The organism is Chryseobacterium sp. MIQD13, assembly GCF_050496705.1.
In the GTDB taxonomy this organism is placed as follows: domain Bacteria; phylum Bacteroidota; class Bacteroidia; order Flavobacteriales; family Weeksellaceae; genus Chryseobacterium.
Genome location: NZ_JBNWAF010000001.1, coordinates 1217358 through 1240361, shown reverse-complemented (window position 1 = coordinate 1240361; position 23004 = coordinate 1217358). Strand labels below are relative to the sequence as shown.

Here is a 23004-nt window from a genome sequence, read left to right as displayed (position 1 = left end):
ATGGCAGAAAAACATATTGTAGTACAGGGTGCTATGTGCAAATGCCAGTTCGGACAGGCTCCGGATAAGCTCAAAGTGCTCTCGCATCAGAAAGAATATGCTAACGATAAAGATGCCTCCAAAAAACTGATCGTCACAACGAAAGAAATAGGAGGGGCAACATTTGAAAAAAATACCTTTGGAAACTGTATAAAGATGGGAAGCCCGCCGCCACCCTGCAAAATTATGGTTACCGAGTGGCAGAATTTCTATGATAAAGTACAGCTTAATAACAGCGGATATATCATTTTAGAAGACAGCAAGGCAGTTTGTGCCATTGCAGGAACTCCTTGTATTGAGATCATAGATCACGGACAGAGAACGGAAGGAAGCCCGCAGAACTTCAAAAATGCTGATCAGGATGTACAGCAGCAGATCAATCTGCTTGTAGATTCCGAAGAAATGTATAATGAACAGCCTGATTACGGAGGGCAGGATAGTGCAATCTAAATGATAAAGAAATGGCAAAAGGTGTAAAAAAAATAAAGATTACAGGTGGTAATTATTATCCTAAAATGTCCGTTCCGGGTCAGAGAGTTACTATTGTACCCAACCAGGATGTAACTTTTCAGGTCGGGGAATGGCTGCCGGATACAACTGCGGAAGATAAAAAGAAACCTGTGATCTGGATGAGGCAGACCAACGACCGCAAAATTATCATCTATCAGGCGCCTTCTTCTACAGGCTATAAATTCAGTATTGATAAACAATATTGCGGAACTTATCAGTTCTATATTGAAGCCAGTTTTTCAGGTAAAAGAGATCCCAAAAATAACGTAGGTCTTTATGTGAAGGGCTGGTGCGAACCCAAAATAATGACCAGTAAATGGACTACTCAAAGGGGAAGTAAAAACAGCATTAAAAATCAGAATAAAGCCAACTATATTTCCTACGGACACATCGTTTATCTTAACCTGACAACAGAAGGTCTCAACGGAAATAGGCTTACTGTAGAACTATGGAACCAGCAAACGGCAAAAGCAGATAAACTGATTCATACCTACAATAATATACAGGTAATAGATGGGGAAGTCAATTTAAAAATAGAAAATACCTACTCCTGGATGGCCTACGTGGATAACATTCAGAATGTGGAAGAATTTTATATAAAAGTACAGGACCCCGCTTCCAAAAAATATATTAAAGATAATCGGGGTGATGATCTTCATGCCATCTATCTGAATGTCAAAAATAAAGTGATTACCACCAATGCCAACGTCAGCCAGAACCAGACCCCTACAAAAGTATACAAACCCGATGTAAATTCCGTCCGTCAGGAACCCTGTCGTTTTGAAGTAATAAAAATTACAGAAACTGAAGTAAAAGACGGGAAAGCCAGTAATACAACTGTATTGGCTTTTAATAACGGTAAGGGAATAAAAAAAGCACAGTCTGCCAATCTCCAGGAGCGTATCGAAAGAACCATTTATTATAAATTTGATTCTACGGTAATAGACAAAAACGGAGAAGCCATACTCAATAATGTACTCAAGTTTCTTCTGGAACACAAAGACTCAACCATGAATCTCAGCGGTTATGCCTGTGTTATCGGGAAACAGAATTACAATAAAGGATTATCCCAAAGAAGAGCCGATGTTGTAAAGAAATTCTTTGCAGACGGAGGCCTTGATCCCAACAGGATAATCTCTGTAGGTAAAGGAGAAGTAGACCCTACCGACGATAAAATGGGTAGGGACAATATCAGGTTTAAAAACGAAAAAGATTACGAAAATAACCGAAGAGTAGATATTTCTTTTGTATTTAATGCCCACGATGCCCAGACCATCAATTATGAAGTAGTAGCTCCTACAGAATCCACAAAAAAGAATATTACTATTGGCATTACAGGATTTGATACCAATGAATGCTATCGCGATAGCAAAGGCAAGCATAAAAAACAAATCCTGATGGTTGATGTGGGACAGGCAATAGACAGCGGAGATACCAAGCAAACCTTCAGCCCGCCGTCCTTCAACTATAAGGTGTATTCCAATATATCAAGGTTAAATGCTGCTCCTATACAGTATATCTGGCCTATAGCCACCAATCCGAACCAGTTTCACATGCACATTCACAGCTGCAGGTATTTCAGCAATGAAAAGAGAACGACGGTTTTAATTAAGGCATATCCGGATATAAAATGGGAACTGGCACTGGAATTCCAGGTGAATGTATCCAATTATAAAGCTGCTAATATGCCTCCTGGAAACATATATGCCAAGCATCAGGAAAAATCCAGACAGGCAGGGTACAGAAGATGGAGACTGAATGAAACCGGAAAAGTACCGATTTCCATAGGAGTGGGATTATCCGCAGAATGGGACGCCGGAAGAGAAAAAAGAAGCTTTACCAACGAATTTGCAGATAAAATAGAGCTGGTTGCTAAAATGATCGCTACAGCTGTGAACATCGTTCAGAATGCCATAAACTATGCCCAGAGCGCTGCGAAACAAACTGCAATTCCGGTTGGCTTTAATGTCAGATACCCTAAGTTTACAGTCGTTGGAAAATGGTATCTGGAAAGAATTAACGAAAGAACTGCTTTGAGCGTGATCGGTGAAGTAGGATTTGGCTTTAAACCTCTCATAGGAGCAGAAGTGGTTATCGATATCATTGGAGCTGCGATTGCTGTAGCTTCTTACGGAGCCACAGGTAATCCTGCCGCCGCAAGAATTATTAATAAATTCAGGGGCGGATTGGAAAAGCTGGGCGCTTCAGTTACCTTTACAGCCACATTTTACGGCGAGCTTGAAATCATGGTTGATGCTCTGAAAATCGACAGCATCAATGGGATCAATATGCAGGGTAAAACCACAATCGGAGGAAAAATGGGAGCTACCATAGAACTCAGCATCAGCATTGAAGTAGGAACTGTAAAAGGAACCAAAGTAAAACCGATTGTTACATTTAAAGCAGCTGCCAAAGCAGATTCTTACTTTGGAGGTGATTTTGTAATAGATTCAGATTCCACAGGATTATTTATCCAGCCTATTCTGAAATTTTCAGGAGTGGTTCTTTCCGTAGAAATAGAAGGGGAAGTAGGATGGTGGAAAAGTAACTTCAAAGTAGAAGAGAAGGTAATGAAAGAAGAAACCTACTATATGGATAAAAAATATTTAACTTAAATTCAGGTATGCATAATTTTAAAAAACCATTATATTCCGTTTATCCGAGAATGTATTGCTCGGGAACCATTTATGTAAATGATGTTCCGGTTATAGATTGGTACGGAGATGAGACAAAAGAAGGAGGATTCGGGGGAGATACCATGATCAACCAGGCGTTGCTGCAGAGTGGAAAATACCAGGTAGTAGGGAAAATGTATCCGCGTCTGGGGAAAAATATGCTGGATGAAGATGATACGATGTCTGTAGACTTCTTTTGTGCAGATTTTGATAACTGGAAAGCATCACGATTTTCATTTCATCCTAAAATGGAATCCCCATGGGACGGACTTACAGAAAACGTGAACCATCCCACTTTTAATGTCGCCAGTGAAATAGAAGTGGAACTTCCTTTTGTATTGGATGGATGGCAGCATTCCGTGGATTTTAAGGATATGAAAAAAGAAGACCTCTTTAATGATGTTCTTAACTATTATAAACGGATACGAGGTATACTTCTGGAACACAATGCCGGAAAATACCTGGAAATGTCCCATGAAAAAATGAAACTTCAGGAACAGGCTTTATATTATACGGAAGACAGGAAGAAGAGATTTCTGGACAGTGCAAATCAATTATTTTCTCAGAATTTGGCTGTAGAAGAGCTTAATGAAGCAGATTTACAGTTGGAAATCATGGGCTACGGAAAATTGGTAAGGCTTATGAAAAAAGACGGATCACAGCCCCTTCAGTTCAAAAGCCCTGATCTTGAAAAGCAGGGAAATATCGAAATGGAAGTTAAGCTTCACATGAGAACAAGAGAAAAAGGCTTTAGTATTATTTAATTCATAAAGATGACTTTTTTTGGAGGTTTAGTAGCTGTAGTTGTTCTGTTTTCCTTATTTATAGGATACCGGATTTTTTCAAGGATTTCAGATAAAAAAGAGCATTCGGGAAGAAAAGGAGGTTTTTTTGAAAAGATTTTTCTTTTCCTTTTTATTGCTGTTCTGATGATCTCCATTAATGCGCTGACATTTATTTTATCCTACACCTTTTTCTGGGAAAAAGCGTACAGAACTTTTGATGAGCCGCAATATACAGCAACTGTCGTAGGCTATAAAAAAGAAATCACAAAAGCTAAAAACTTTCCAAGCTCTTCCACATACAGCGACAAGGTTATCTTTTTTCCAAAAGTGGAATATACTGACGCAGAAGGAAGGAAAATTGTAAAAACACTCGATATCACAAGCAATAATCCACCCGGATTAGGCGAGAAAATAAAAATTACGGATGCAAAAGACCGGGACAGCACAAATGCTGTAGAACTGGATTGGATCATGTTTGCAGCCGGATGTGTTTTTACCGGAGTTGCTGCATTATTTGCTGTACTGCTTTCCACTTACAGTACGTCATACAGCATGAAGAAAAGAGTAGTGTGGTCTTTGGGAGCAGGGGCGGCCCTTACATTGATCAATATATTCTGTATAGTATTCATATATTTGAAACAGTAAAAAGATCTTTTGCCTGCAAAAAAGATAAAGAGCGAACCACATTAATAAATCAAAATATAAAGTATTATGAAAAAAGGAAAGTTTTTAATATTGATTTTCGTTGTATTGATCAATATCTGCTGCGGAAATAAATCATTCGATCTGTCATCCGTTTCCTTAGGTGAAGATGCCAAAAAATATGATTTTGAAAATAAAGATTTATTTCTGAAAGATAAAGGCTCCAAGCCGGATGTAATACAATATTATGCCGATGAAAATAAAGGTTTGACCTATGGAAATATTCCTTTAGATAATACAATGGGTACAAGAATTACCGTATACAAAGGAAAAGTAGGGGCACTGGACACCAATGCCGCTGAAAAAAGCTCCTTGGAATTTGTTGAAAAAGTAGCTGCCAAACACGGAAAACCTACAGCTACAGTAACAGATCAGGCTACGGTGGATGCCAGGCTGGTAAAGCAGATTTTCGAAAAGTTAAAAAAAGTGTCACCAGATAAAGTTTCATGGAACCAGGGAGAGAAAAATTCATTTACTTATCCCACTTCTTTTTTCTGGGACGACGGGAAAAATTATTCAATACTGAGTATTTCAATTGAAGATGACGGAACAATCAGAAATAAATATGTGACCGTTACCAAAGAAGCATACAGAAATGATGTGGTTTTCGGATTAAAATATCCAACTCCACAAGGATCTCCGTGGTATAATTATATGAAATAAATTAGATTTACATTGAAATAATACATGTTTAAAAAAGCCGCATCATTACAAAATGATGTGGCTTTTTAATTATCAAAACTAAAAAAAATAAACCTTTGCGTTAAAAAACAAAAAACCGGTCCAAAAACATTGAACCGGCTAAATATTATCATTTAAAAATTTGATTATTTCACAATAAACTTCAGCATAGTCTCATCCAGCTTTAAAAGATAAACTCCCTGCACAAGATTTCCTGTCTTTATAGAATTTCCGTTTTTAAAAGGACTGCTGATCGTCTGAAGAGTTTTCCCCTGAAGGTTAACGATCTCTGCCTTCTTAACATTCTTGGTATCACCTTTTACAAAAATTTCCTGTCCTGAAATCGGGTTAGGATAAACCTGAAGTTCCTGAACGGCATTTGCATCAGTCGATATTCTTTGAGCCTGTTTGGCTGCTCCCGAATAACAAGTCCATTTAAGATCATCAATAGCCACTCTGTTGCTTGATGAAGTATTAACAAGGCTTACCGTAACATTCCCGGAAATATTGATATTATTGATTGTAGTAGTAGCTACAGTCGCACCGTAAGGGATTGTTCCTACCGTTGTACCATTTACTTTTACATCAAAAGTTCCGTTACTTCCTGAAAACTTAAGTTGAGTCGTTACTGTTAGTGATCCGATACCATTTGCTGAACTTCCCGAAGTTAAAGAACCGTTTCTTACCGTGATGGCTTGGCTGTTGATCGTTTGATCAGTTCTTGCATCAGTAGCAGTCCATGAAAGACCGCTTCCCGTCCAGGTTCTTGTTGTATAAGAAGCTTCGGCGGCTGGAATTGTTGCGAAAGTTTCATTCACGCAGTCTGTACCCGGAGTTGGTGTTCCCGGATCGGTAGTTCCCGGACTGGAGCCCCAGATTTGTCCTACATAATTAGGATTATCAATGAAAGGGTTTCTATTCCCCTGATAAGTATAAGAGGCATTATTTCGGGTGATCTCAGCTGCCGAAACAGGATCCTGATTGTGCCATGCAAGAAGAACATTCAGCTCCCAGGTCTGTAGCCCTGGAAATGTAGAACTTCCCAGCATATTACCCGAAGAAAAAGAAGAAAGTTTGCTCTGGTAACGGGTTACAAAATAGAAGATCATTCTCGCTACATCACCTTTGAACTCGTCAATCGGTTCAAAAACAGTTCCTGCGTATCCTGAAGAGGAAGAACTTCCCAGTTTTGAGCCGTTTTGTGAAGTAAATGTTGCTGAACCTACCTTACCGAAAGGATAATTGCTTCTCATTCCGTTCACTTTTCCGTCTGTTGCTCTGATAAAATGAATATCCGAAACCATTGGTGAAGCTTCACTGAATAAACTTTGAGGAACAATATGCTCTCTGTTATAGCAGTTGCCTTCTGTAGAATACGTACCGCATTGGTTGGTACCCGGTGTATATTTGTAAGGATCCGTTCCTGAAGGTTTTTCCGAATAAATATCCATGATCGAACCGTCATTTTCATAGTTCTTATCAATATCAGTCGTTTTATATCCTGTCCAAAGTCCACTGTAGCCTTTGTCCTGATGTCCGCTGGTGATAATAGAACTTAATGCCGTTTTTAGTGCGGCACCAGTCAGTCCGTTCGCTGAATTGTAATAACCTGCAGGGGCCTGAGCATTGGCAAGCCCGGCTATTACAGTACATAAGATAATTTTTTTCATACTAATAAAATTTCTGTAAGAATACTATATTTTCCTGAATAAAAAATTACATTACTGTTAATTTTAAAATGTAGAGCATGCAGTTTAGCTTAAGAGCTGGAACAGAATATATTAAGTCTATAAATATTTTTAATGGTTTAAATTTTTTTTAAAATAATAAATAAAAATCCGGTACAGAAATACTGCACCGGATTGGTATAATGATAATTGATTTAAATCATCTTATTTTCTCTGAGGAGGGTAGTTTTTCATGATTTCGGCCATGATCTCAGGAATCTGTTTTTGTTTGGCTTTTGGAGAATCTACGGAAATTCCGCTTCCGATACCCTGCCAAACCAGTTTGTTTGTTTTGGAGTCGATGAGGTCAACGATTAATGCTCCTTCATTGTAATTGCTGGTCCATGTTCTGCTCATTCCTACGCCCCATCCGAAAGGGCCGCCCCATCCCCACATTCCGTAAGGAGAGTTATTGGTGATGTCTGTAACTTTTTTATGATTCGCTTTTACATTAACGATCAGATCCGGATTTTCCCCGGACTGAAGCCCTTTGCTCTGAAGCTGTCTCGATAATTCGTTTAAAACTCTGTCTTTATCAATGTCATTCAGTTTCAGATCGTCAATTCTGATTTTGTAGGTTCTGTAAGTAGTAAAATTAGCCGTTTCAGCATAATCTGAACGTACCTGAAATGGACTGCACGATGTAAGGCCTAATGCAGCCGATGCTAACAAAATAAAAATATATTTTTTCATTTTATTTATTTTTTTTATCGTTTTTAATAAATGTATCAGTCTTTTTATCGTACCCGTAAGGACAGTGTCTGCATCCGCTTTTACAGCAATATCCTCTTCTCAGATGGAATTTTTCCGTAAAAACCTTGTACCCCTGTTCATTATAGTAGAAGTCTTCACCTTCTTTGATGTCATATTGGGCCATAAGTTAAATCTCTAAGTCAAAAAACTTTATATTTGTTAGTATGATAATTATATGCCAAAAGCCATTAAGAAAATTAAAAATTAACGGCATTGCTCTCTTTCCCTTTATCTTCATTAGGAAACCCGAAGATAAGGAAAATAAAGTACTTATCAATCACGAAAAAATCCATTTAAGACAGCAGCTTGAAATGCTTGTTATTTTCTTTTATATTGTTTATGTCATTGAATATTATTACTGGTTTTTTAAACTGAAGGACAGTTTTATGGCCTATAAAAGAATCTCATTTGAAAGGGAAGCGTACGCAAAAGAACATGATATGGATTATCTGAAGCAGAGAAAATTCTGGAACTTCAGGAAGTATTTGTATGAAAAATGAATTTGTCATTAAACATCAATAGAAGTGAGGTTTAACCTGCTTGAAAAATATGAAACAATCATTGGATTTTAGATAAAATCTAAGAGATAACACAAATTTCACAAATCCTTTCACGAACGATCACAAAAATAGTCTGGGATACTAGGAACATTATTTCAAAATCTGTGCAAATCTGTGTCATCTGTGGTTAAATTCAATTCCTTTATCATCAATTTGAATCATAAAATTCATTAAAAAAATCTTTTACTAATTTTGCAGACAATAGTTAAACAATAAAAATGCTATTAAAAGCTCCGGCAGAATCAGTTCCTATTCAGGAAGTACCTATTGACAATAAGAATATAAAACTCTTCATCAAAAGGGAAGACCTTATCCATCCCCAGATCTCAGGAAACAAATACTGGAAACTGTTTCACAACATCAACAGTTATCTGGAGAAAACCCCTGAAAATCCTTATATCATTACTTTCGGAGGTGCATTTTCAAATCATATTGCTGCGGTTTCTGCTGCCGGAAACTTATCCGGTATCCCTACATTAGGGATCATCAGAGGTGAAGAATTGCAAGATAAATGGCGGGACAACCCAACTCTTCTTCTGGCAAAAAGAAACGGTATGAACCTGAAGTTTGTAACCCGGGAAGAATACAGACATAAAGAAAAACTAACCGAATTTCTTTATAAAGAATTTCCGGATGCCTTGATTGTTCCTGAAGGAGGGACCAATAAAGAAGCCGTAGAAGGCATTAAAATGATGCTCAATGACCATACAAAAGATTTTGATTATCTTTGCACCGCAGTAGGAACCGGAGGAACGGTTGCCGGAATTGCAAAATTTTGTGAAGAAAGTCAGAAAGTTATAGGATTTAAGGTGGTTGATGATGCTTCACTGGAGAATAAAATCTCAGAATTAACTTCCGGACGGAATTTTAATCTAATAGATTCATGTTTTGGTGGTTATGGTAAAATAAAAGATGAAAACATCCGTTTTATCAATGATTTTAAAGAGAAGTACGGTATTCCTTTGGAACCGGTGTATACAGGAAAAATGATGCAGAAAGTTTTTGAACTGATAGATGAAGGATATTTCCCTGAGAACAGTAAGGTTTTGTGCTTTCATACCGGCGGACTGCAGGGAATTGAAGGAGCTAATCTGCTTTTGGAAAAACAGAATAGAAATTTAATTATATAAGTAAAAATTGAAAAACATGAAAAGACTTTTCTCAATCGTAAGCCTTTTAGTTTTATCAAAATTCTCAGCCCAGACTTGGGCGACTGAAGACCAGTACATTCAAAAATTTGCTAAATATGCAGTGGAAGAAATGGAAAAATATAAAATTCCTGCTTCTATTACATTAGCCCAGGGACTTCTGGAAACGGGAGGAGGGCAGAGCAGACTGGCTCAGGAAGGTAAAAATCACTTCGGAATAAAATGTAAGGAAGACTGGACAGGAAGAACCATGAAGCATACAGATGATGCTCCCAATGAATGTTTCCGTGTCTATGACGACCCAAGACAGTCCTATGAAGACCACTCTATATTTCTGGCCACAAGAAAATATTACACGAATCTTTTCAACCTGGATATGAAGGATTATAAAGCGTGGGCTTATGGACTAAAAAAAGCAGGGTATGCAACCAATCCACGCTATGCATCCATTCTTATTGGTAAAATTGAGAAATACAGACTTTATGAGTATGATGATACCAACTCTAAAGAAGTACTGTATGCCGTTCTTAAAATGTATCCGGATCTGAAAGACGACAGAACATTTATGGCTCAGCTGGAGCCTTCAAAAATGATGACTAATAAGGCTAAAGATCCTGTTACTGTAGAAGTTCCTTATAAACAAACCTCTTATGCGCAACAGCAGAAAAGAGTGGAGAAAATCAAGACTAAAGCTGAAATTCTTAACTCAATTCTTATCAAAAGCCACCCGAATGAAGGCTTAAGGTATATCGTCATTCCTGAAGATACTACCATTAAATTCATAGCCGATAAATTCAAAGTAAGCGAAAGCAGACTGATTAAGTGGAACGAGCTTGACAGTAATATTTTAAAGAAAAATGACATTGTTTTCCTGGAATCTAAAAATTCTGACGGAAATACAGCTACCTATAAAGCCGAAACAGGTGAAGATATGCATGATATCGCTCAGAAATTCGGAATCAAATTAAATAAATTATATGCTAAAAACAGAATGGATGAAGGACAAAAACCTTCTGCCGGCCAGCTGATTTATTTGATTGATAAAAAACCAAGAAACTAATTTTTGTTGCAGGTTTCCGTTACCAGCTAACCATAGAAACCTTCAACTCTTAACTAAAATATGAAATACCAAAGAAGTTCGGCCTTATTTGATGAGGCCTACAAATACATTCCGGGAGGGGTAAATTCTCCGGTGCGCGCATTCAAATCAGTAGGAGGAGTTCCTGTATTCATGAAATCTGCCAAAGGAGCTTATCTTACCGATGCGGATGATAATACATACATCGATTATATCAATTCATGGGGGCCTGCTATTTTAGGCCATACTCATCCCGAGGTATTGGAAGAGCTGAAAATTCAGGCTGAAAAAGGCTTTTCTTTCGGAGCACCCACGGAACTGGAAACAGAAATTGCAAAATTCATTGTAGAAAACGTTCCTAATATTGACCAGATCAGAATGGTTTCTTCAGGTACGGAAGCCTGTATGAGTGTTGTAAGACTGGCAAGAGGTTTTACAAAAAGAGATAAGATTGTAAAATTTGAAGGCTGTTATCATGGTCATTCAGATTCATTTTTAATCAAGGCAGGAAGTGGAGCCGCAACTTTTGGAAATCCGAATTCTCCGGGAGTTACAGAAGGGACAGCAAAAGATACTCTTTTAGCCCGTTACAATGATTTCGAGCAGGTAGAAGATCTGTTCCGTCATAATCAGGGACAAATTGCTGCCGTTATTATTGAGCCGGTTGCCGGAAATATGGGCTGTGTACTTCCTGAAAATAATTTTCTTCAGAATCTGAGAAAAATCTGTGATGAAAATGGTGCTTTATTGATTTTTGATGAAGTAATGACAGGTTTCAGACTTGCTTTCGGAGGTGCTCAGGAACTATATAATGTAAAAGCCGACCTTGTTACTTACGGAAAAGTGATCGGTGGCGGTCTTCCGGTAGGTGCCTTCGCTGGTAGAAATGAAATTATGGATCATCTGGCTCCAAAAGGGGGAGTTTATCAGGCAGGAACATTGAGCGGAAATCCATTGGCGATGAGAGCCGGATTAAAAACATTACAGCTTATCAAAAACGATCCTGAATTCTTTAACAGAATCAATAAAACAACAGAAACACTGGATTTCGGAATAGGTAAAATTCTGAATGAAAAAGGAATCGCTCATAAGATCAACAGAAAAGGATCTATGATGTCTGTATTTTTCCATACCAACAGGGTTTCTAATTTTGATGAAGCAGCAGATTCCAATCATTCTCTGTTCAATAATTTCTTCCATCAGATGCTTCAGAACGGAATATATCTCCCGCCAAGCGGCTATGAGACCTATTTCATCAGTGATGCAATCAAGGATAAGGAAATTGATATGACGCTTGAAGCAGTAAGAAATTTTGACTTTTCTTAAAATCAAAAAATAAAACTATAATTAAGACCGGATTTATGATCTGGTCTTTTTTATTTTAACCACAAAATGGACAAAAGTTTTTTAACATTTAGTTATTTTGAATTTAAAAGCTAGAAGAAAGAAGATCACTTAAGCTTTCTGAAAATTAAAAGGTTTCCATATGACTAATATTCGTAGAATCCATATTCCCCTCCTTTGGAGGGGTGGCAAAAATTCAAAGAATTTTTGACGGGGTGGTTAAAACAACTAAGTACTCTGATAAATCATACAGACATTGTAATAAACCATACACATCAATCATCCCCATTCTTTATATTTTTGTCATAAATAGACTGGAAATGAACACCTCAGGCAATACAATATCCCGTAAAGATTTTATAAAAAATTCAGCACTGGCTGCTGCCGGACTTACTTTAATGCCCAATATTATGTCCGCATCTCCATTATCTGACAAACAGGATATTTCAGTGAAAGGAAAATTGAATCTGAAAAACGTCCGTCTGGAGACAGGCTTTGAATATGAAGAAGGGGAGGTAGTTGCAACTAAAACCAATTTATTTTGTATAGAAATTGAGTATGGAAAGATCAAAAGCATTACTCCAAACAAGCCTAATGCCAAAGCTGTTGATGCGAAAGAAATGCTAATGCTTCCTGCCTTTAAGGATATGCATATCCATCTGGATAAAACTTTTTATGGAGATAAATGGCAAGCTGTGAGAAAAAGGACCGGTGGAATAAAAGGTATGATTGCACTGGAACAGAAAATGCTTCCTGAAATGTTGAAGAACTCAACATTCAAAGCAGAAAAGATGATTGAATTGTTACAATCTAAGGGAACTTCATTTGCCAGAAGCCATGTCAATATTGAGCCGACTTCCAAACTGGATTCGTTAAAAAATCTTCAGAAAGCCTTGGAAAATAAAAAGAAAAGTTTTGGAGCAGAACTGGTGGCTTTTCCGCAGCATGGTGTATTTTATACGGATTCTGTACCTTATCTGAAAGATGCAGCTCAGATGGATATTGATTTTATTGGTGGAGTAGATCCGTTTACCATTGACGGAGCTATTGAGAAAACGGTTGATTTTACAGTTCAGCTGGCTTTGGATCATCAAAAAGGAATTGATATTCATCTTCATGAAACCGGTGAGTCGGGATTAAATACTGTTGAACACTTAATTAAAAAAGTCAATGAAAATCCTACTCTGAAGGGAAAAACCTACCTGAGTCACTGTTTTATTTTGGCAAAATTAGATAAATCCAGACAGGAAGAAATTGCTGAAAAACTGGCAGCGGCCCGGATCGGAATTGTTTCTACCATTCCTTTCGGAAATCTGGTGATGCCTATTCCTGTCTTATACAAGCATAATGTAACTGTACTGACAGGTAATGACAGTATTGTAGACCACTGGAATACTTTTGGAACAGGAAGTGTGCTGCAGAAAGCGAATCTGATGGCACAGCTGTATAGCTACTCTACAGAATTCTTACTTTCAAGAAGCCTGAAACTGGCAACAGCTAATGTTCTCCCGTTAGATGATAATGGAAATCAGCAATGGCCGAAAGCCGGAGATCAGGCGGATTTTGTTCTGATGAATGCCAGTTGTTCTGCAGAAGCGGTGTCAAGAATTTCAGATGTGAAGTCGCTGGTTTATCAGGGTAATGTTGTTTATTAAACCACCCCGTCAAAAATTCTTTGAATTTTCGCCACCCCTCCAAGGGAGGGGAATTTGGATTCTACGAATATTAGTCATATTGAAGCCCTTTAATTTTCAGGAAGCTTAAGCAATCTTCTTGCTTCTAAGCTTTTAAATTTAAAATAACTAAATGTTAAAAAAACTTTTGTGCCTTTTGTGGTTGAAAAATTAAAGTCTGATTAAGATGAAAATATCTCCCTCCATTCAGATTTCCTGCATAAATTTCACTAATTTTAGGAGAAAATCAGGATACGTGGGTTATCATACAGATCATTTTCCAATCTTGGGAATTCAGGAGTTCAGCGAAAACCCGCATCAGGGCTGTCATTTGCTGTTTAATGAACTGCATGGGGAACGTTCTATTGATGAACCTCACAAGCATGATTTTTTTATCATTAATCTTTTTGAAGAAGGAAAAGGCAGTCACACTATTGATTTCGTTGAACATAAAGTAGGAAATTGTCAGATTCACCTTGTTTTTCCGGATCAGGTACATCATTGGGTGATCGAAAAAGAGACGGTAGGCTATCAATTGATGATCAGCCGGGACTGGTTTGAGAGTTTTCTTCCTTCATTGAGGTTTTCAGCTTCTTATTACCAGAATCATCCGGTTATTAATCTTTCCGGGGAGATTTTTGAAAATTTTCTGTATGAGTTTCAGGCGATTCAAAAAGAAATGAGCGGGGAAAATATATTTTGGGAGGTTATCCAGAAACGGAGTGAACTGATCGGCTTATTGGTCAGCAAATCGGTGGAGGGAGCTTTCAAAGATTTTGAAATGTATCATTCCAATCCTATTATATCCAGATTTTTACATCTTATTGATGAGCATTTCAAGACGGAAAGGTCAGTTTCTTTTTATGCGGATAAACTTAATATTTCAGCTAATTATTTAAATATTGTCTGTAAAAAAAATCTGAATTCTTCCGCTTCTTCTCTTATCCAGAGCCGTATTCTATTGGAAGCAAAACGTCTTTTAAAGATATCCGAAATGTCTGTAAAAGATATTGTATATGACCTAGGGTTTTATGACCATGCCAGTTTTTCCAAATTTTTCAAGGCACAAACGGGAATGACACCTTCACAGTTCAAATAATAATCTGTACAAAACAAAGCATAATTGATACATCAGCTCTGAAACACGGCTGATGTAACTTTGTCCTGTTAAAATGAAAGTCATGCAGTTTCCCTATCAGTTAACAGCAAAAGGAACATATTCGCTGAAAAATGTCCGTCTTGAAACGGGGTTTGATTATGAAGATGAAGAGGTGATCCGTACCAGGACGGAGCTTTTCAGCATTGAAATAGAAGCAGGAAAGATTAGAGTCGTAAAGCCTAATGACCCTTCTTCCGATGTGTTGGATGCGAAAGGCTTTCTGATGCTTCCTGCTTTCAGGGATATGCACATTCATCTGGATAAAACTTTATATGGACTTCCGTGGCAGGCACTTTCTCCGAAAAGAAGAACGGTGAAGGATATGATTGCTTACGAACAGGAAATTATCCCCGAACTTTTAAAAACATCTGTGGAAAGGGCAGAGCAACTTATCAGTCTGTTGCAGCATTATGGAACTCATTTCGCGAGAACCCATTTTAATATTGATCTCACTTCAGGTTTGAAATCACTTGAGAACCTGGAAAGAGCTTTGGAAAATAAAAAAGATTCCTTCAAAGCCGAGCTTGTTGCTTTTCCTCAACATGGTTTGTTCTATACAGATACAATTCCTCTGATGAAAGAAGCAGCACAGCTTAAAAGTGTAGATTTTATAGGAGGACTTGATCCTTTAAGTATTGACGGGACTATTGAAAAAGTACTTGATTTTACGATACAACTGGCTTTGGATCATAAAAAGGGAATCGACATTCATTTGCATGAAGTGGGGGAGTCCGGGATGAAAACAATTAATTATCTCATTGATAGAGCAATTGAAAACCCGGAACTGAAAGGGAAAACATTTATAAGCCATGCTTTCGCTTTGGGACATCTTTCACAAAAAGAAACGGAAAGAATTGCTGAAAGACTGTCAGAGGGAGAAGTAGGAATTGCGTCTTCAGTTCCTTTCAGAAGTACGGTTATGCCTATTCCTGTATTGAAAAAATATGGGGTGAATATTCTGATCGGAAATGATAACGTACAGGATTACTGGAGTACTTTCGGATCTGGAAATATGCTGCAGAAAGCCAATCTAATTGCAGAATTATATGGATATGAAACGGAATTTGAATTGTCAAGAACACTGCAGTTTGTTACTCAAAGTATTATTCCTTTGGATGAAAACGGGAAACAGCAATGGCCTAAAACAGGTGACGATGCATCCATTGTATTGATTAATGCTTCATGTTCTGCAGAAGCTGTTTCCAGAGTATCCAAAACAGAGGCTCTGATGAATGACGGGCATCTCTTTTGGAGATATTAGTTAAATATATATTTTTTATATACTTGTTCTTTTGAATAAAGCCATTTGGATATCCTGATGGCTTTTTCATTATTTATACAGAAATCAAAAGCCACCAGGAAAATTCCTGATGGCTTTTTAATTTGATATGAAGAAACTAGTTACTTATTGTAATCCTGCTAAAAGGTTTACTCCGTCTACTGTAGCCCATGCTCCAGGAGTAAGAGATACTTTTGAAACGGTAGCTGTATTAGTGAAAGTTTTTCCACCGTTCGGAGCAAATGCATACCCCCAAACACCTGCATTATCAGAGTTTAGGTAAGTAAGGGGAGCAACCACTACTTTTCCGGTGTTTACCTGGCTTGTTTCAGTCGCTGCATCCTGAATAAGTACTGCATACGCTTTTTGAGTTCCGATATTTTTATATCCGCTGATATAAACATTTGAGAAAATTCCTGTTCCCTGCTTTTTGAACTGAATAGCAGTAATTTCAGGAGAGTTAGCTGTCTCAGGAAGTGTATTTGCATCTCTGATCAATGTGATGTTTGAGATTTTCGGTGCAGTATTATCAGCATTACCTGAAGATTCAATCTCCATTCCGAAGTTTCCTGTACCAGTCTGGAAAGCATACCAGTTTGTATTGTTCTGTCCGCTCCATGCATCCTGCCAGTCGAAAGAGTCATCATAGTTACCGTAAGAAACGATATTCTTTGCGCTTACAGTACCTCCGAAGAATTCATAACCGTCGTCTGTACCTTTATATGTAACAAGATTTTCCAGAGTAGTACCAGCTCCTACAGCATAGAATGTCATAGAGTTGGTTTCAGAAGTACCGTCACCGATCTTTTTACCTGCATATTCAACTCTTACAAACTTCATTGTTCCAGAGTTTGAATTTGCATCACTTCCTCCGTAATATACGTTGTTTCCATCCTCAGAAAGGGCCTGCGTATTTCCGTTAATTGCTTTAATCGGAGCACTTCCGTAGATCGTGATACCACCCCAGTCACCAGGGGTTTTAGTAGAAGTAGTAAATACAATCGGCTCAGCAGCTGTACCTACAGCATTGATTTTTCCGTCCTGAAGAATTACCAGACCACTTGTTTTGGATGTTACTACATTGAAAGTAGCGCCTGCTTCAATAGTGATGGTAGCGTTATTTGTAACTTTTACAATTCCGTCTAATGTATAGTTTCCTTTTTTGATAAGGAGATCTTTTGAAATAGTTCCTGATAGTGTTCCGCTTCCGCTTAATACCCCTTCAGTAGTTCCCGGAGTAGTAGGGGTAGTAACCGTACCTTCTCCCAGGCCATCATTTACATCGATAGTACATGAATTTAAGGCCAATGTTAACACTGCTGTTAACGATAATAATGATAAAACTCTTCTTTTCATTTTTATACTTTATTTTTATTTTTTTATTAAATTGTTTTAGAATGTATATCCTACAGTAAGATTGAATGTAGTACCTCTGTAATAGTTGGTAAGCGTGTTGTTACCCTGTTCAAAATTGGTTGGGAGATAATTTTTGTCCCCAATCAGGATTTTATATTTGCTGTCCAGGATATTCTGTACTGCAAACTTTACATTCCAGTTCTTTGTTAATTGTCCCTGGTATACAAAATCTATCTGGTTAAATGGTTTTTCATAATAATTATCTGTACCTGCACCTCCTGTTGCATAAATTTTACTTCCTGATACATTATAAACAAGAGAGAATGTGTGGGCTAAATTGTTACGGTTTTTCAATTCATACTTTAAGTCGGCATTGATGGTGTAAGGAGCGGCCCCCTGTAAACCTCTTTTACGTAATGTTTCTCCTGTAATATCAAACCAGTCCGGCCTTTCCATATTTAACTGTTCCTGGCTTCTTTCTACATTTGAATGCATAATAGTTGCATTAGCTCCCAAAGTAAAGCTTCTTAAAGATTCAGATATTCTGCCCAGACTTAAGATTCCTTCTAATTCTATCCCGAATAAATCTGCTTTTTTGGCATTGAAGAAAGTAATGGTAGAACCTGTTGCATTTCCTGAAGCTACCAATGAACGTTCAATAGCGTTGTCGATTCTTTTTGCGAACAGGTTTACAGCAAACATCTCTTTATTGGTTGGGAAATATTCCCATTTCAAATCGAAGTTGTAGTTTTCGCTGTTTTTAATTTCAGGATTACCAACAATATTTACGTTATCCGGATTGATATATGTGATAGGCATAGTCTCAATAAGGATAGGACGTGTAACTGTTTTGCTGAAAGAGAATCTTAAATTGTTTTTATTGTTAAGAGCTTTTTTTACCGATAATGACGGTAGGAAGAAGTCCTTGTTTTTATCAAGGTTGATCTTAGTTTCTGCACTCTGTTCCGAATAACGGATCAGGGTCATATCATTTTCATATCTTGCTCCCAATAAGATATCCCAGGAATCATTAGGTTTTAAATTAACGTTGGCATATCCTCCGTTGATGATCTGGTAGAAACTTGAATAAAACTGTGAGATATCAGATCCTTCCTGGTAGTATAGATCTCCGTTTCTTAAGGATGCATTAAAAGTATCCTGAGGCGTATCAACATTAATAACAAAGGAAGAAGATGAAGTAGCTGTACGGCCAAAAATAAATCGGTAAGAAGTTTTTCTGAAATCTGAGAAACCGTTATAACCCAATGCAATCTGAATAGGGAAATCTTTTCTGTCCCCTTTTTCTCCCAAAGACAATTGATATTCTGCAAAAGCTGAACCATAGAATCTTGAATCAACATCCAGATACTGACGGATAATGTTATTTCCACCGTAACGCATGGCTATATTGCTGTCTGAAAGGAAGGTTCCTGTAGCAGGGTCAATGCGGTTACCTTCTATGATTTTTCTGTCCGGCTGCTGATAGTTATTGATTACATAACTGGCCCCGGCTTTGATTTGATGTCTTTCATTAATTTTCTGGGAAGCAGTTAGCTGTAAATCCAAAAATCTTGAAACATCCAATTGGTTAGTTCTGAAGAAGGTAGTTTTGTTAAGAACCTGTCCGTCTTTATAACCATAATTATCTTCTATGATATTATTTACATTCTGTAGGTAAATAGTGTTTAAGTTAACGTTTGTTCCTTTGTTTTTATACCCTAAACCTAGTAAAACCGAAGATTCTATTTCGTAATTATATTGCTTACGGTTAAGAAAGTTCATATTTTCGATGAATGAACCTCGCCCCTGTCCTTTGAACTGGTTGTTATCACCATCTTTATATTCAAATTTGCTTCCCTGGTTTAAGGAGAATAGAATCCCTAAATTCCCTGTTTCACCCATCTTCACTTTCTGTGCAGTTGTAAATCCAATGCTGGTATTAGGCATTGATTTTACGTTGTCCACATTCCATGAATCCTTAAATGAATTTAAAGCCTGGTCAGGTGTAAATTTATAGTTGTCCGGTCTTGCATTTCTGATCTCATCAGGAAGTCTTCTGTCTCTGGAGTTTAAACCCAAATATCCGTTCATTCCGTCTGCTCCCTCAGCCACTTTAAAATTATTCCTGAAAGTACTTAAAGTATTCACTCCTACACTGAATTCCACTTTAGTAAAAGGCTTATCAATCGTAAGGGTTTCAATATCAAAAGTAGCACCCGCAAAATCCCCGTAAAGATTGGAGTTGAAAGTCTTATAGATATTCAGTTTTCCTACTACATCAGTTGGAAACTGTTTCAGGGCAATGATCTTCTGGAACGGGTTGTTCGAAGGCGAACCAAGACCGTTGATCAATAAATAATTGTATCGCTCCTCAAGTCCTCTTACGAAAAGTCCTCTTCCTTCTACCGTAGTGATTCCCGTCACTTTCGTAAGTCCCTGTTCCACGTTCGAGATCCCTTTTCTGGAAATCTCTTCAGCACTTACAGCCTGTTTTTGAATAACCGCTTTTTTTTGTTCTCCCAATACCGCAGTTTCAGTTTTCTTGTTACTGCTTCCCTGGATTACTACGCCATCAATTTTTTTCTCCTTAATGATCGTGTCCTGCTTCGTTTCCTGAGCGTAAAACATTGATCCGGATAAAAATACGACTGCAATGCTAAGTTTATTAATTTTCATTATCTTACTTACTTTATTTACTAGATTCTTTCGGTGCAAAGGAATAAAAGATTAGTGGGGTAAGTGGTTTAGTGAATTTTAATTTTTTTTTAACTAAACATTAAGAAAAGGATATTATTGTTAACTTTATGTGAACGATAATACATTTGTTCATCTGTGCTTTAAAATTTATTAACTTTGACTCAGTAAAAATTTAAAATGAACCAAAAGAAAATACTCTTAATAGACGATGAACTGGATATTTTAGAGATTCTGTCTTACAATCTGGAAAAAGAAGGTTATGATATCTATACAGCCACAAACGGTAACGAAGGTATAGATAAAGCTAAAGAGATCGTCCCGGATCTTATCTTACTGGATGTTATGATGCCGGAAAAAGACGGGATCGAAACCTGTCAGGAACTTCGAAAAGTAAAAGAGCTGCAGAAAACACTTATTGTATTTCTTTCCGCAAGAAGCGAAGAATTCTCCCAGCTGGCAGGATTTCAGGCCGGAGCCAATGATTATATCGTAAAGCTGATCAAACCGAAAATTCTTATCTCTAAAGTAAATGCTTTATTACAGCTGACTTCTCAGGTCTCAGATAATGCTAAACTCATTGAGATCGGTGACCTGGTAATTGATAAAGATAACTTCAGGGTTTCCAAAAGCGGACAGCAGTTCCTTCTTCCCAAAAAAGAATTCGATTTACTTTATCTTCTCGCTTCAAATACCGAAAAAGTATTCAAAAGAGAGGAAATTCTTGAAAAAGTATGGGGTAATGATGTGATCGTTGGAGAAAGAACCATTGACGTCCACATCAGAAGATTAAGAGAAAAACTGGGAATTAATACCATCCAGACTTTAAAAGGAATCGGTTATAAGCTTATCGTTTAATAACTTAAATTCCTATCTTTACATAAACCTATAAAAACTTGTAAAATTGAAATTTTACAGACTTACACTCGTCGCCTCGTGTCTTCTGACACTGGTGATGTTTCTTTTAGTGATCATCTTTGATTCACTGAAGGATATCTATTACCGGACTCCTTTTTTCAAAATAGGTCTTTTCACCTGCCTGGTCCTTATTTTTATGATCAATTATGTCGTTCTTGAACTTCTTTTCAATTACTACGGAAAAAAGCAGGTCCGCGGACTTTCACAAATGCTTCCGCAGGAAATTGTTCATGATAATGACGAAAACATTACCATTAAAGAACTGGGTGAAAGATTTTCGGATCTTAACCAGCAGCAGGTAACGGAGATCGATATGATGAAGGAAATGGAAAGCTACCGTAAAGAATACATCGGAAATGTTTCCCATGAACTTAAAACACCGCTGTTTTCCATTCAGGGATATGTGGAAACCCTCAGAGACGGTGGTGTAGACAATCTTACCATCCGTGATAAATATCTGGAAAGAATTGATAAATCTGTAGAAAGACTGATTGCGATCGTTACGGATCTTGATATGATCAACAGGCTTGAAGCAGGAGAGATCAGCATTGCCACTTCAAAATTTGATGTTAATCTTTTAATCAAAGAAATTTTTGAGCTGCTTGAATTTGAGGCAGAAAAGCATAATGCTACACTGCAGATTCAGACCCTTCATCCACAGATCTTTGTTGATGCCGACAAACAGAAAATTTCACAGGTTTTTATCAACCTGATTTCCAATGCTATCCATTATGCCAACCGGCAGGAAGCAAAAGTAGCTGTAAAAACCAGTGTCCTAAAAAATAAAGTACTGATTGAGGTCATCGATAACGGAATGGGAATTAAAGCGGAAGCCCTTCCAAGAATCTTCGAAAGGTTCTATCGTGTGGAAACCAGCAGAAGCAGAAGAGAAGGTGGTTCCGGCCTCGGTCTGGCTATTGTAAAGCATATTCTGGAGGCTCATAACGAAAATATTACTGTAGAAAGTGTTTATCTCGAAGGGACTAAATTCAGTTTTATGCTTGAGAAAAGTAAATAATTCTGGTAAAATGTAAGAAAAAAAAATATTTTAAAAAATCCTGAAATATTTTTTTGTCACATGTCATTTATTATATATTTGCAACAGAGATTTATCATAATAATTAAGGCAAAAAAAGTAATTTAAGAAACTGATATGGTTTACAAGATCCGCGTAATATTAGATGCGAAAGAAGATATTTTCCGTGATATTGAAGTAAAGGGAAAACAATCACTATGGAACTTACATTTGGGAATTAAAAGTGCGTTCAGTCTGCAGGGAGACGAGCTTTCTACTTTTAATATGTTGGAGGATGACGGAACAATTGTTAAAAGCGTTCCCCTTGAAGATATGAGTGACGATGGTGATGGAGAAATTATGTCGGATGTGTACATTGATGAAGCTTTTGGAAATGTGGGCGATAAAGCTCAGTTCCAGTATGGGCTTCTTGATCTTTGGGAATTATACTGCGAACTTGTAGAAATTATCGAAGAAACAAAAGGCGTAAATTATCCTATTACAGTATACAGATTCGGAAATGTTCCGTTGAAGGCTCCAAGCAAAAGCGGAAACGCCGGAGGATCCAAAAAAAGATCAGCAATGCCACTAATGGATGATGATTTCAGCTTTGATGATGACTTTGGAGGAAACAACAGTTTCGAGGACGAAGATGATGACAACTTTGATGATGAGGAAGAGGAAAACTACAACGATGATGTTTTCGATGAAGATGATGACAACGATGATGAAAGATAACATCTGAATAACAATATAAAGCCCTGGATTTTTTGTCCGGGGCTTTTTTATGCCTATAGTCAATTTCTTTTCTTAGATAAACGTTGAATTTTTTAAGCTATTTTTAAATTTTGAAACTGGATATCCATCACTCATCTTCTTCATGTTTAAAAATTTTCTTACAAAGCAAA

Annotated in this window: 20 protein-coding genes; 15 read left to right on the top strand and 5 right to left on the bottom strand. The window is 37.4% G+C overall.

Annotated elements, in window-relative coordinates:
• From ACQWU4_RS05885 to ACQWU4_RS05865, 5 genes are all read left to right on the top strand, one after another.
• Window positions 1-489: a DUF4280 domain-containing protein gene (locus ACQWU4_RS05885; protein WP_429934843.1), complete on the top strand. Its 489-nt coding sequence runs from the start codon at window positions 1-3 to the stop codon at window positions 487-489.
• An 11-nt stretch (window positions 490-500) separates the two neighbouring features.
• Window positions 501-3164: an OmpA family protein gene (locus tag ACQWU4_RS05880; protein WP_429934842.1), complete on the top strand. Its 2664-nt coding sequence runs from the start codon at window positions 501-503 to the stop codon at window positions 3162-3164.
• Window positions 3165-3172: 8 nt separating this feature from the next.
• Window positions 3173-3988, top strand: a complete 816-nt coding sequence (locus ACQWU4_RS05875) for a hypothetical protein (RefSeq protein ID WP_429934841.1) — start codon at window positions 3173-3175, stop codon at window positions 3986-3988.
• A 9-nt stretch (window positions 3989-3997) separates the two neighbouring features.
• Window positions 3998-4654 carry a hypothetical protein gene (locus tag ACQWU4_RS05870; protein ID WP_429934840.1) on the top strand — a complete coding sequence of 219 codons (657 nt, stop codon included), beginning with the start codon at window positions 3998-4000 and terminating at the stop codon, window positions 4652-4654.
• A 66-nt stretch (window positions 4655-4720) separates the two neighbouring features.
• On the top strand, window positions 4721-5374 hold the full coding sequence (locus ACQWU4_RS05865) for a hypothetical protein (protein WP_429934839.1): 654 nt from the start codon (window positions 4721-4723) through the stop codon (window positions 5372-5374).
• A 164-nt stretch (window positions 5375-5538) separates the two neighbouring features.
• On the opposite strand, the gene ACQWU4_RS05860 is transcribed toward ACQWU4_RS05865, so the two are convergent.
• The 3 genes from ACQWU4_RS05860 to ACQWU4_RS05850 form a co-directional block, all read right to left on the bottom strand.
• On the bottom strand, window positions 5539-7062 hold the full coding sequence (locus ACQWU4_RS05860; protein WP_429934838.1) for an endonuclease: 1524 nt from the start codon (window positions 7060-7062) through the stop codon (window positions 5539-5541).
• A gap of 222 nt (window positions 7063-7284) precedes the next feature.
• Window positions 7285-7812 (bottom strand): DUF4136 domain-containing protein, encoded by a 528-nt coding sequence (locus ACQWU4_RS05855; RefSeq protein WP_429934837.1) that lies wholly within the window; start codon window positions 7810-7812, stop codon window positions 7285-7287.
• Between the two features lies 1 nt (window position 7813).
• Window positions 7814-7996, bottom strand: a complete 183-nt coding sequence (locus ACQWU4_RS05850; protein WP_429934836.1) for a DUF5522 domain-containing protein — start codon at window positions 7994-7996, stop codon at window positions 7814-7816.
• 40 nt (window positions 7997-8036) lie between these two features.
• On the opposite strand from ACQWU4_RS05850, the gene ACQWU4_RS05845 reads away from it, so the two are divergent.
• The 7 genes from ACQWU4_RS05845 to ACQWU4_RS05815 all read left to right on the top strand — a co-directional run bounded on the left by ACQWU4_RS05845 (window position 8037) and on the right by ACQWU4_RS05815 (window position 16095).
• Window positions 8037-8372, top strand: a complete 336-nt coding sequence (locus ACQWU4_RS05845) for a hypothetical protein (RefSeq protein ID WP_429934835.1) — start codon at window positions 8037-8039, stop codon at window positions 8370-8372.
• Between the two features lie 278 nt (window positions 8373-8650).
• Entirely contained in the window at window positions 8651-9562 is a 912-nt protein-coding gene (locus tag ACQWU4_RS05840) for a 1-aminocyclopropane-1-carboxylate deaminase/D-cysteine desulfhydrase (protein WP_429934834.1), read from the top strand.
• 16 nt (window positions 9563-9578) lie between these two features.
• Window positions 9579-10640 (top strand): glucosaminidase domain-containing protein, encoded by a 1062-nt coding sequence (locus ACQWU4_RS05835; RefSeq protein ID WP_429934833.1) that lies wholly within the window; start codon window positions 9579-9581, stop codon window positions 10638-10640.
• A gap of 60 nt (window positions 10641-10700) precedes the next feature.
• Window positions 10701-11984 (top strand): glutamate-1-semialdehyde 2,1-aminomutase, encoded by a 1284-nt coding sequence (gene hemL, locus ACQWU4_RS05830; RefSeq protein ID WP_429934832.1) that lies wholly within the window; start codon window positions 10701-10703, stop codon window positions 11982-11984.
• A gap of 338 nt (window positions 11985-12322) precedes the next feature.
• Window positions 12323-13657, top strand: coding sequence for an amidohydrolase (locus ACQWU4_RS05825; RefSeq protein WP_429934831.1), 1335 nt, complete (start codon window positions 12323-12325; stop codon window positions 13655-13657).
• 205 nt (window positions 13658-13862) lie between these two features.
• Window positions 13863-14774: a helix-turn-helix domain-containing protein gene (locus tag ACQWU4_RS05820; RefSeq protein WP_429934830.1), complete on the top strand. Its 912-nt coding sequence runs from the start codon at window positions 13863-13865 to the stop codon at window positions 14772-14774.
• 82 nt (window positions 14775-14856) lie between these two features.
• Window positions 14857-16095 carry an amidohydrolase gene (locus ACQWU4_RS05815; protein ID WP_429934829.1) on the top strand — a complete coding sequence of 413 codons (1239 nt, stop codon included), beginning with the start codon at window positions 14857-14859 and terminating at the stop codon, window positions 16093-16095.
• Between the two features lie 144 nt (window positions 16096-16239).
• On the opposite strand, the gene ACQWU4_RS05810 is transcribed toward ACQWU4_RS05815, so the two are convergent.
• Together ACQWU4_RS05810 and ACQWU4_RS05805 are read right to left on the bottom strand one after the other, a co-directional pair.
• Window positions 16240-17469, bottom strand: coding sequence for a hypothetical protein (locus ACQWU4_RS05810; protein ID WP_429934828.1), 1230 nt, complete (start codon window positions 17467-17469; stop codon window positions 16240-16242).
• Between the two features lie 36 nt (window positions 17470-17505).
• Window positions 17506-20145, bottom strand: a complete 2640-nt coding sequence (locus ACQWU4_RS05805; protein WP_429934827.1) for a TonB-dependent receptor plug domain-containing protein — start codon at window positions 20143-20145, stop codon at window positions 17506-17508.
• Window positions 20146-20343: 198 nt separating this feature from the next.
• Between ACQWU4_RS05805 and ACQWU4_RS05800 the strand changes: the two genes are divergently transcribed.
• From ACQWU4_RS05800 to ACQWU4_RS05790, 3 genes are all read left to right on the top strand, one after another.
• Window positions 20344-21021, top strand: coding sequence for a response regulator (locus ACQWU4_RS05800; RefSeq protein WP_202089344.1), 678 nt, complete (start codon window positions 20344-20346; stop codon window positions 21019-21021).
• Window positions 21022-21067: 46 nt separating this feature from the next.
• Window positions 21068-22099, top strand: a complete 1032-nt coding sequence (locus ACQWU4_RS05795) for a sensor histidine kinase (protein WP_429934826.1) — start codon at window positions 21068-21070, stop codon at window positions 22097-22099.
• 135 nt (window positions 22100-22234) lie between these two features.
• Window positions 22235-22834, top strand: coding sequence for an IS1096 element passenger TnpR family protein (locus ACQWU4_RS05790; protein WP_429934825.1), 600 nt, complete (start codon window positions 22235-22237; stop codon window positions 22832-22834).
• Window positions 22835-23004 lie beyond the last annotated feature (170 nt).

Bases quoted from the DNA above. Each gene is read 5' to 3' on its own strand.
- ACQWU4_RS05885 (WP_429934843.1), top strand. From the start codon at position 1: ATGGCAGAAAAACATATTGTAGTACAGGGTGCTATGTGCAAATGCCAG.
- ACQWU4_RS05880 (WP_429934842.1), top strand. From the start codon at position 501: ATGGCAAAAGGTGTAAAAAAAATAAAGATTACAGGTGGTAATTATTAT.
- ACQWU4_RS05875 (WP_429934841.1), top strand. From the start codon at position 3,173: ATGCATAATTTTAAAAAACCATTATATTCCGTTTATCCGAGAATGTAT.
- ACQWU4_RS05870 (WP_429934840.1), top strand. From the start codon at position 3,998: ATGACTTTTTTTGGAGGTTTAGTAGCTGTAGTTGTTCTGTTTTCCTTA.
- ACQWU4_RS05865 (WP_429934839.1), top strand. From the start codon at position 4,721: ATGAAAAAAGGAAAGTTTTTAATATTGATTTTCGTTGTATTGATCAAT.
- ACQWU4_RS05860 (WP_429934838.1), bottom strand. From the start codon at position 7,062: ATGAAAAAAATTATCTTATGTACTGTAATAGCCGGGCTTGCCAATGCT.
- ACQWU4_RS05855 (WP_429934837.1), bottom strand. From the start codon at position 7,812: ATGAAAAAATATATTTTTATTTTGTTAGCATCGGCTGCATTAGGCCTT.
- ACQWU4_RS05850 (WP_429934836.1), bottom strand. From the start codon at position 7,996: ATGGCCCAATATGACATCAAAGAAGGTGAAGACTTCTACTATAATGAA.
- ACQWU4_RS05845 (WP_429934835.1), top strand. From the start codon at position 8,037: ATGATAATTATATGCCAAAAGCCATTAAGAAAATTAAAAATTAACGGC.
- ACQWU4_RS05840 (WP_429934834.1), top strand. From the start codon at position 8,651: ATGCTATTAAAAGCTCCGGCAGAATCAGTTCCTATTCAGGAAGTACCT.
- ACQWU4_RS05835 (WP_429934833.1), top strand. From the start codon at position 9,579: ATGAAAAGACTTTTCTCAATCGTAAGCCTTTTAGTTTTATCAAAATTC.
- hemL (WP_429934832.1), top strand. From the start codon at position 10,701: ATGAAATACCAAAGAAGTTCGGCCTTATTTGATGAGGCCTACAAATAC.
- ACQWU4_RS05825 (WP_429934831.1), top strand. From the start codon at position 12,323: ATGAACACCTCAGGCAATACAATATCCCGTAAAGATTTTATAAAAAAT.
- ACQWU4_RS05820 (WP_429934830.1), top strand. From the start codon at position 13,863: ATGAAAATATCTCCCTCCATTCAGATTTCCTGCATAAATTTCACTAAT.
- ACQWU4_RS05815 (WP_429934829.1), top strand. From the start codon at position 14,857: ATGCAGTTTCCCTATCAGTTAACAGCAAAAGGAACATATTCGCTGAAA.
- ACQWU4_RS05810 (WP_429934828.1), bottom strand. From the start codon at position 17,469: ATGAAAAGAAGAGTTTTATCATTATTATCGTTAACAGCAGTGTTAACA.
- ACQWU4_RS05805 (WP_429934827.1), bottom strand. From the start codon at position 20,145: ATGAAAATTAATAAACTTAGCATTGCAGTCGTATTTTTATCCGGATCA.
- ACQWU4_RS05800 (WP_202089344.1), top strand. From the start codon at position 20,344: ATGAACCAAAAGAAAATACTCTTAATAGACGATGAACTGGATATTTTA.
- ACQWU4_RS05790 (WP_429934825.1), top strand. From the start codon at position 22,235: ATGGTTTACAAGATCCGCGTAATATTAGATGCGAAAGAAGATATTTTC.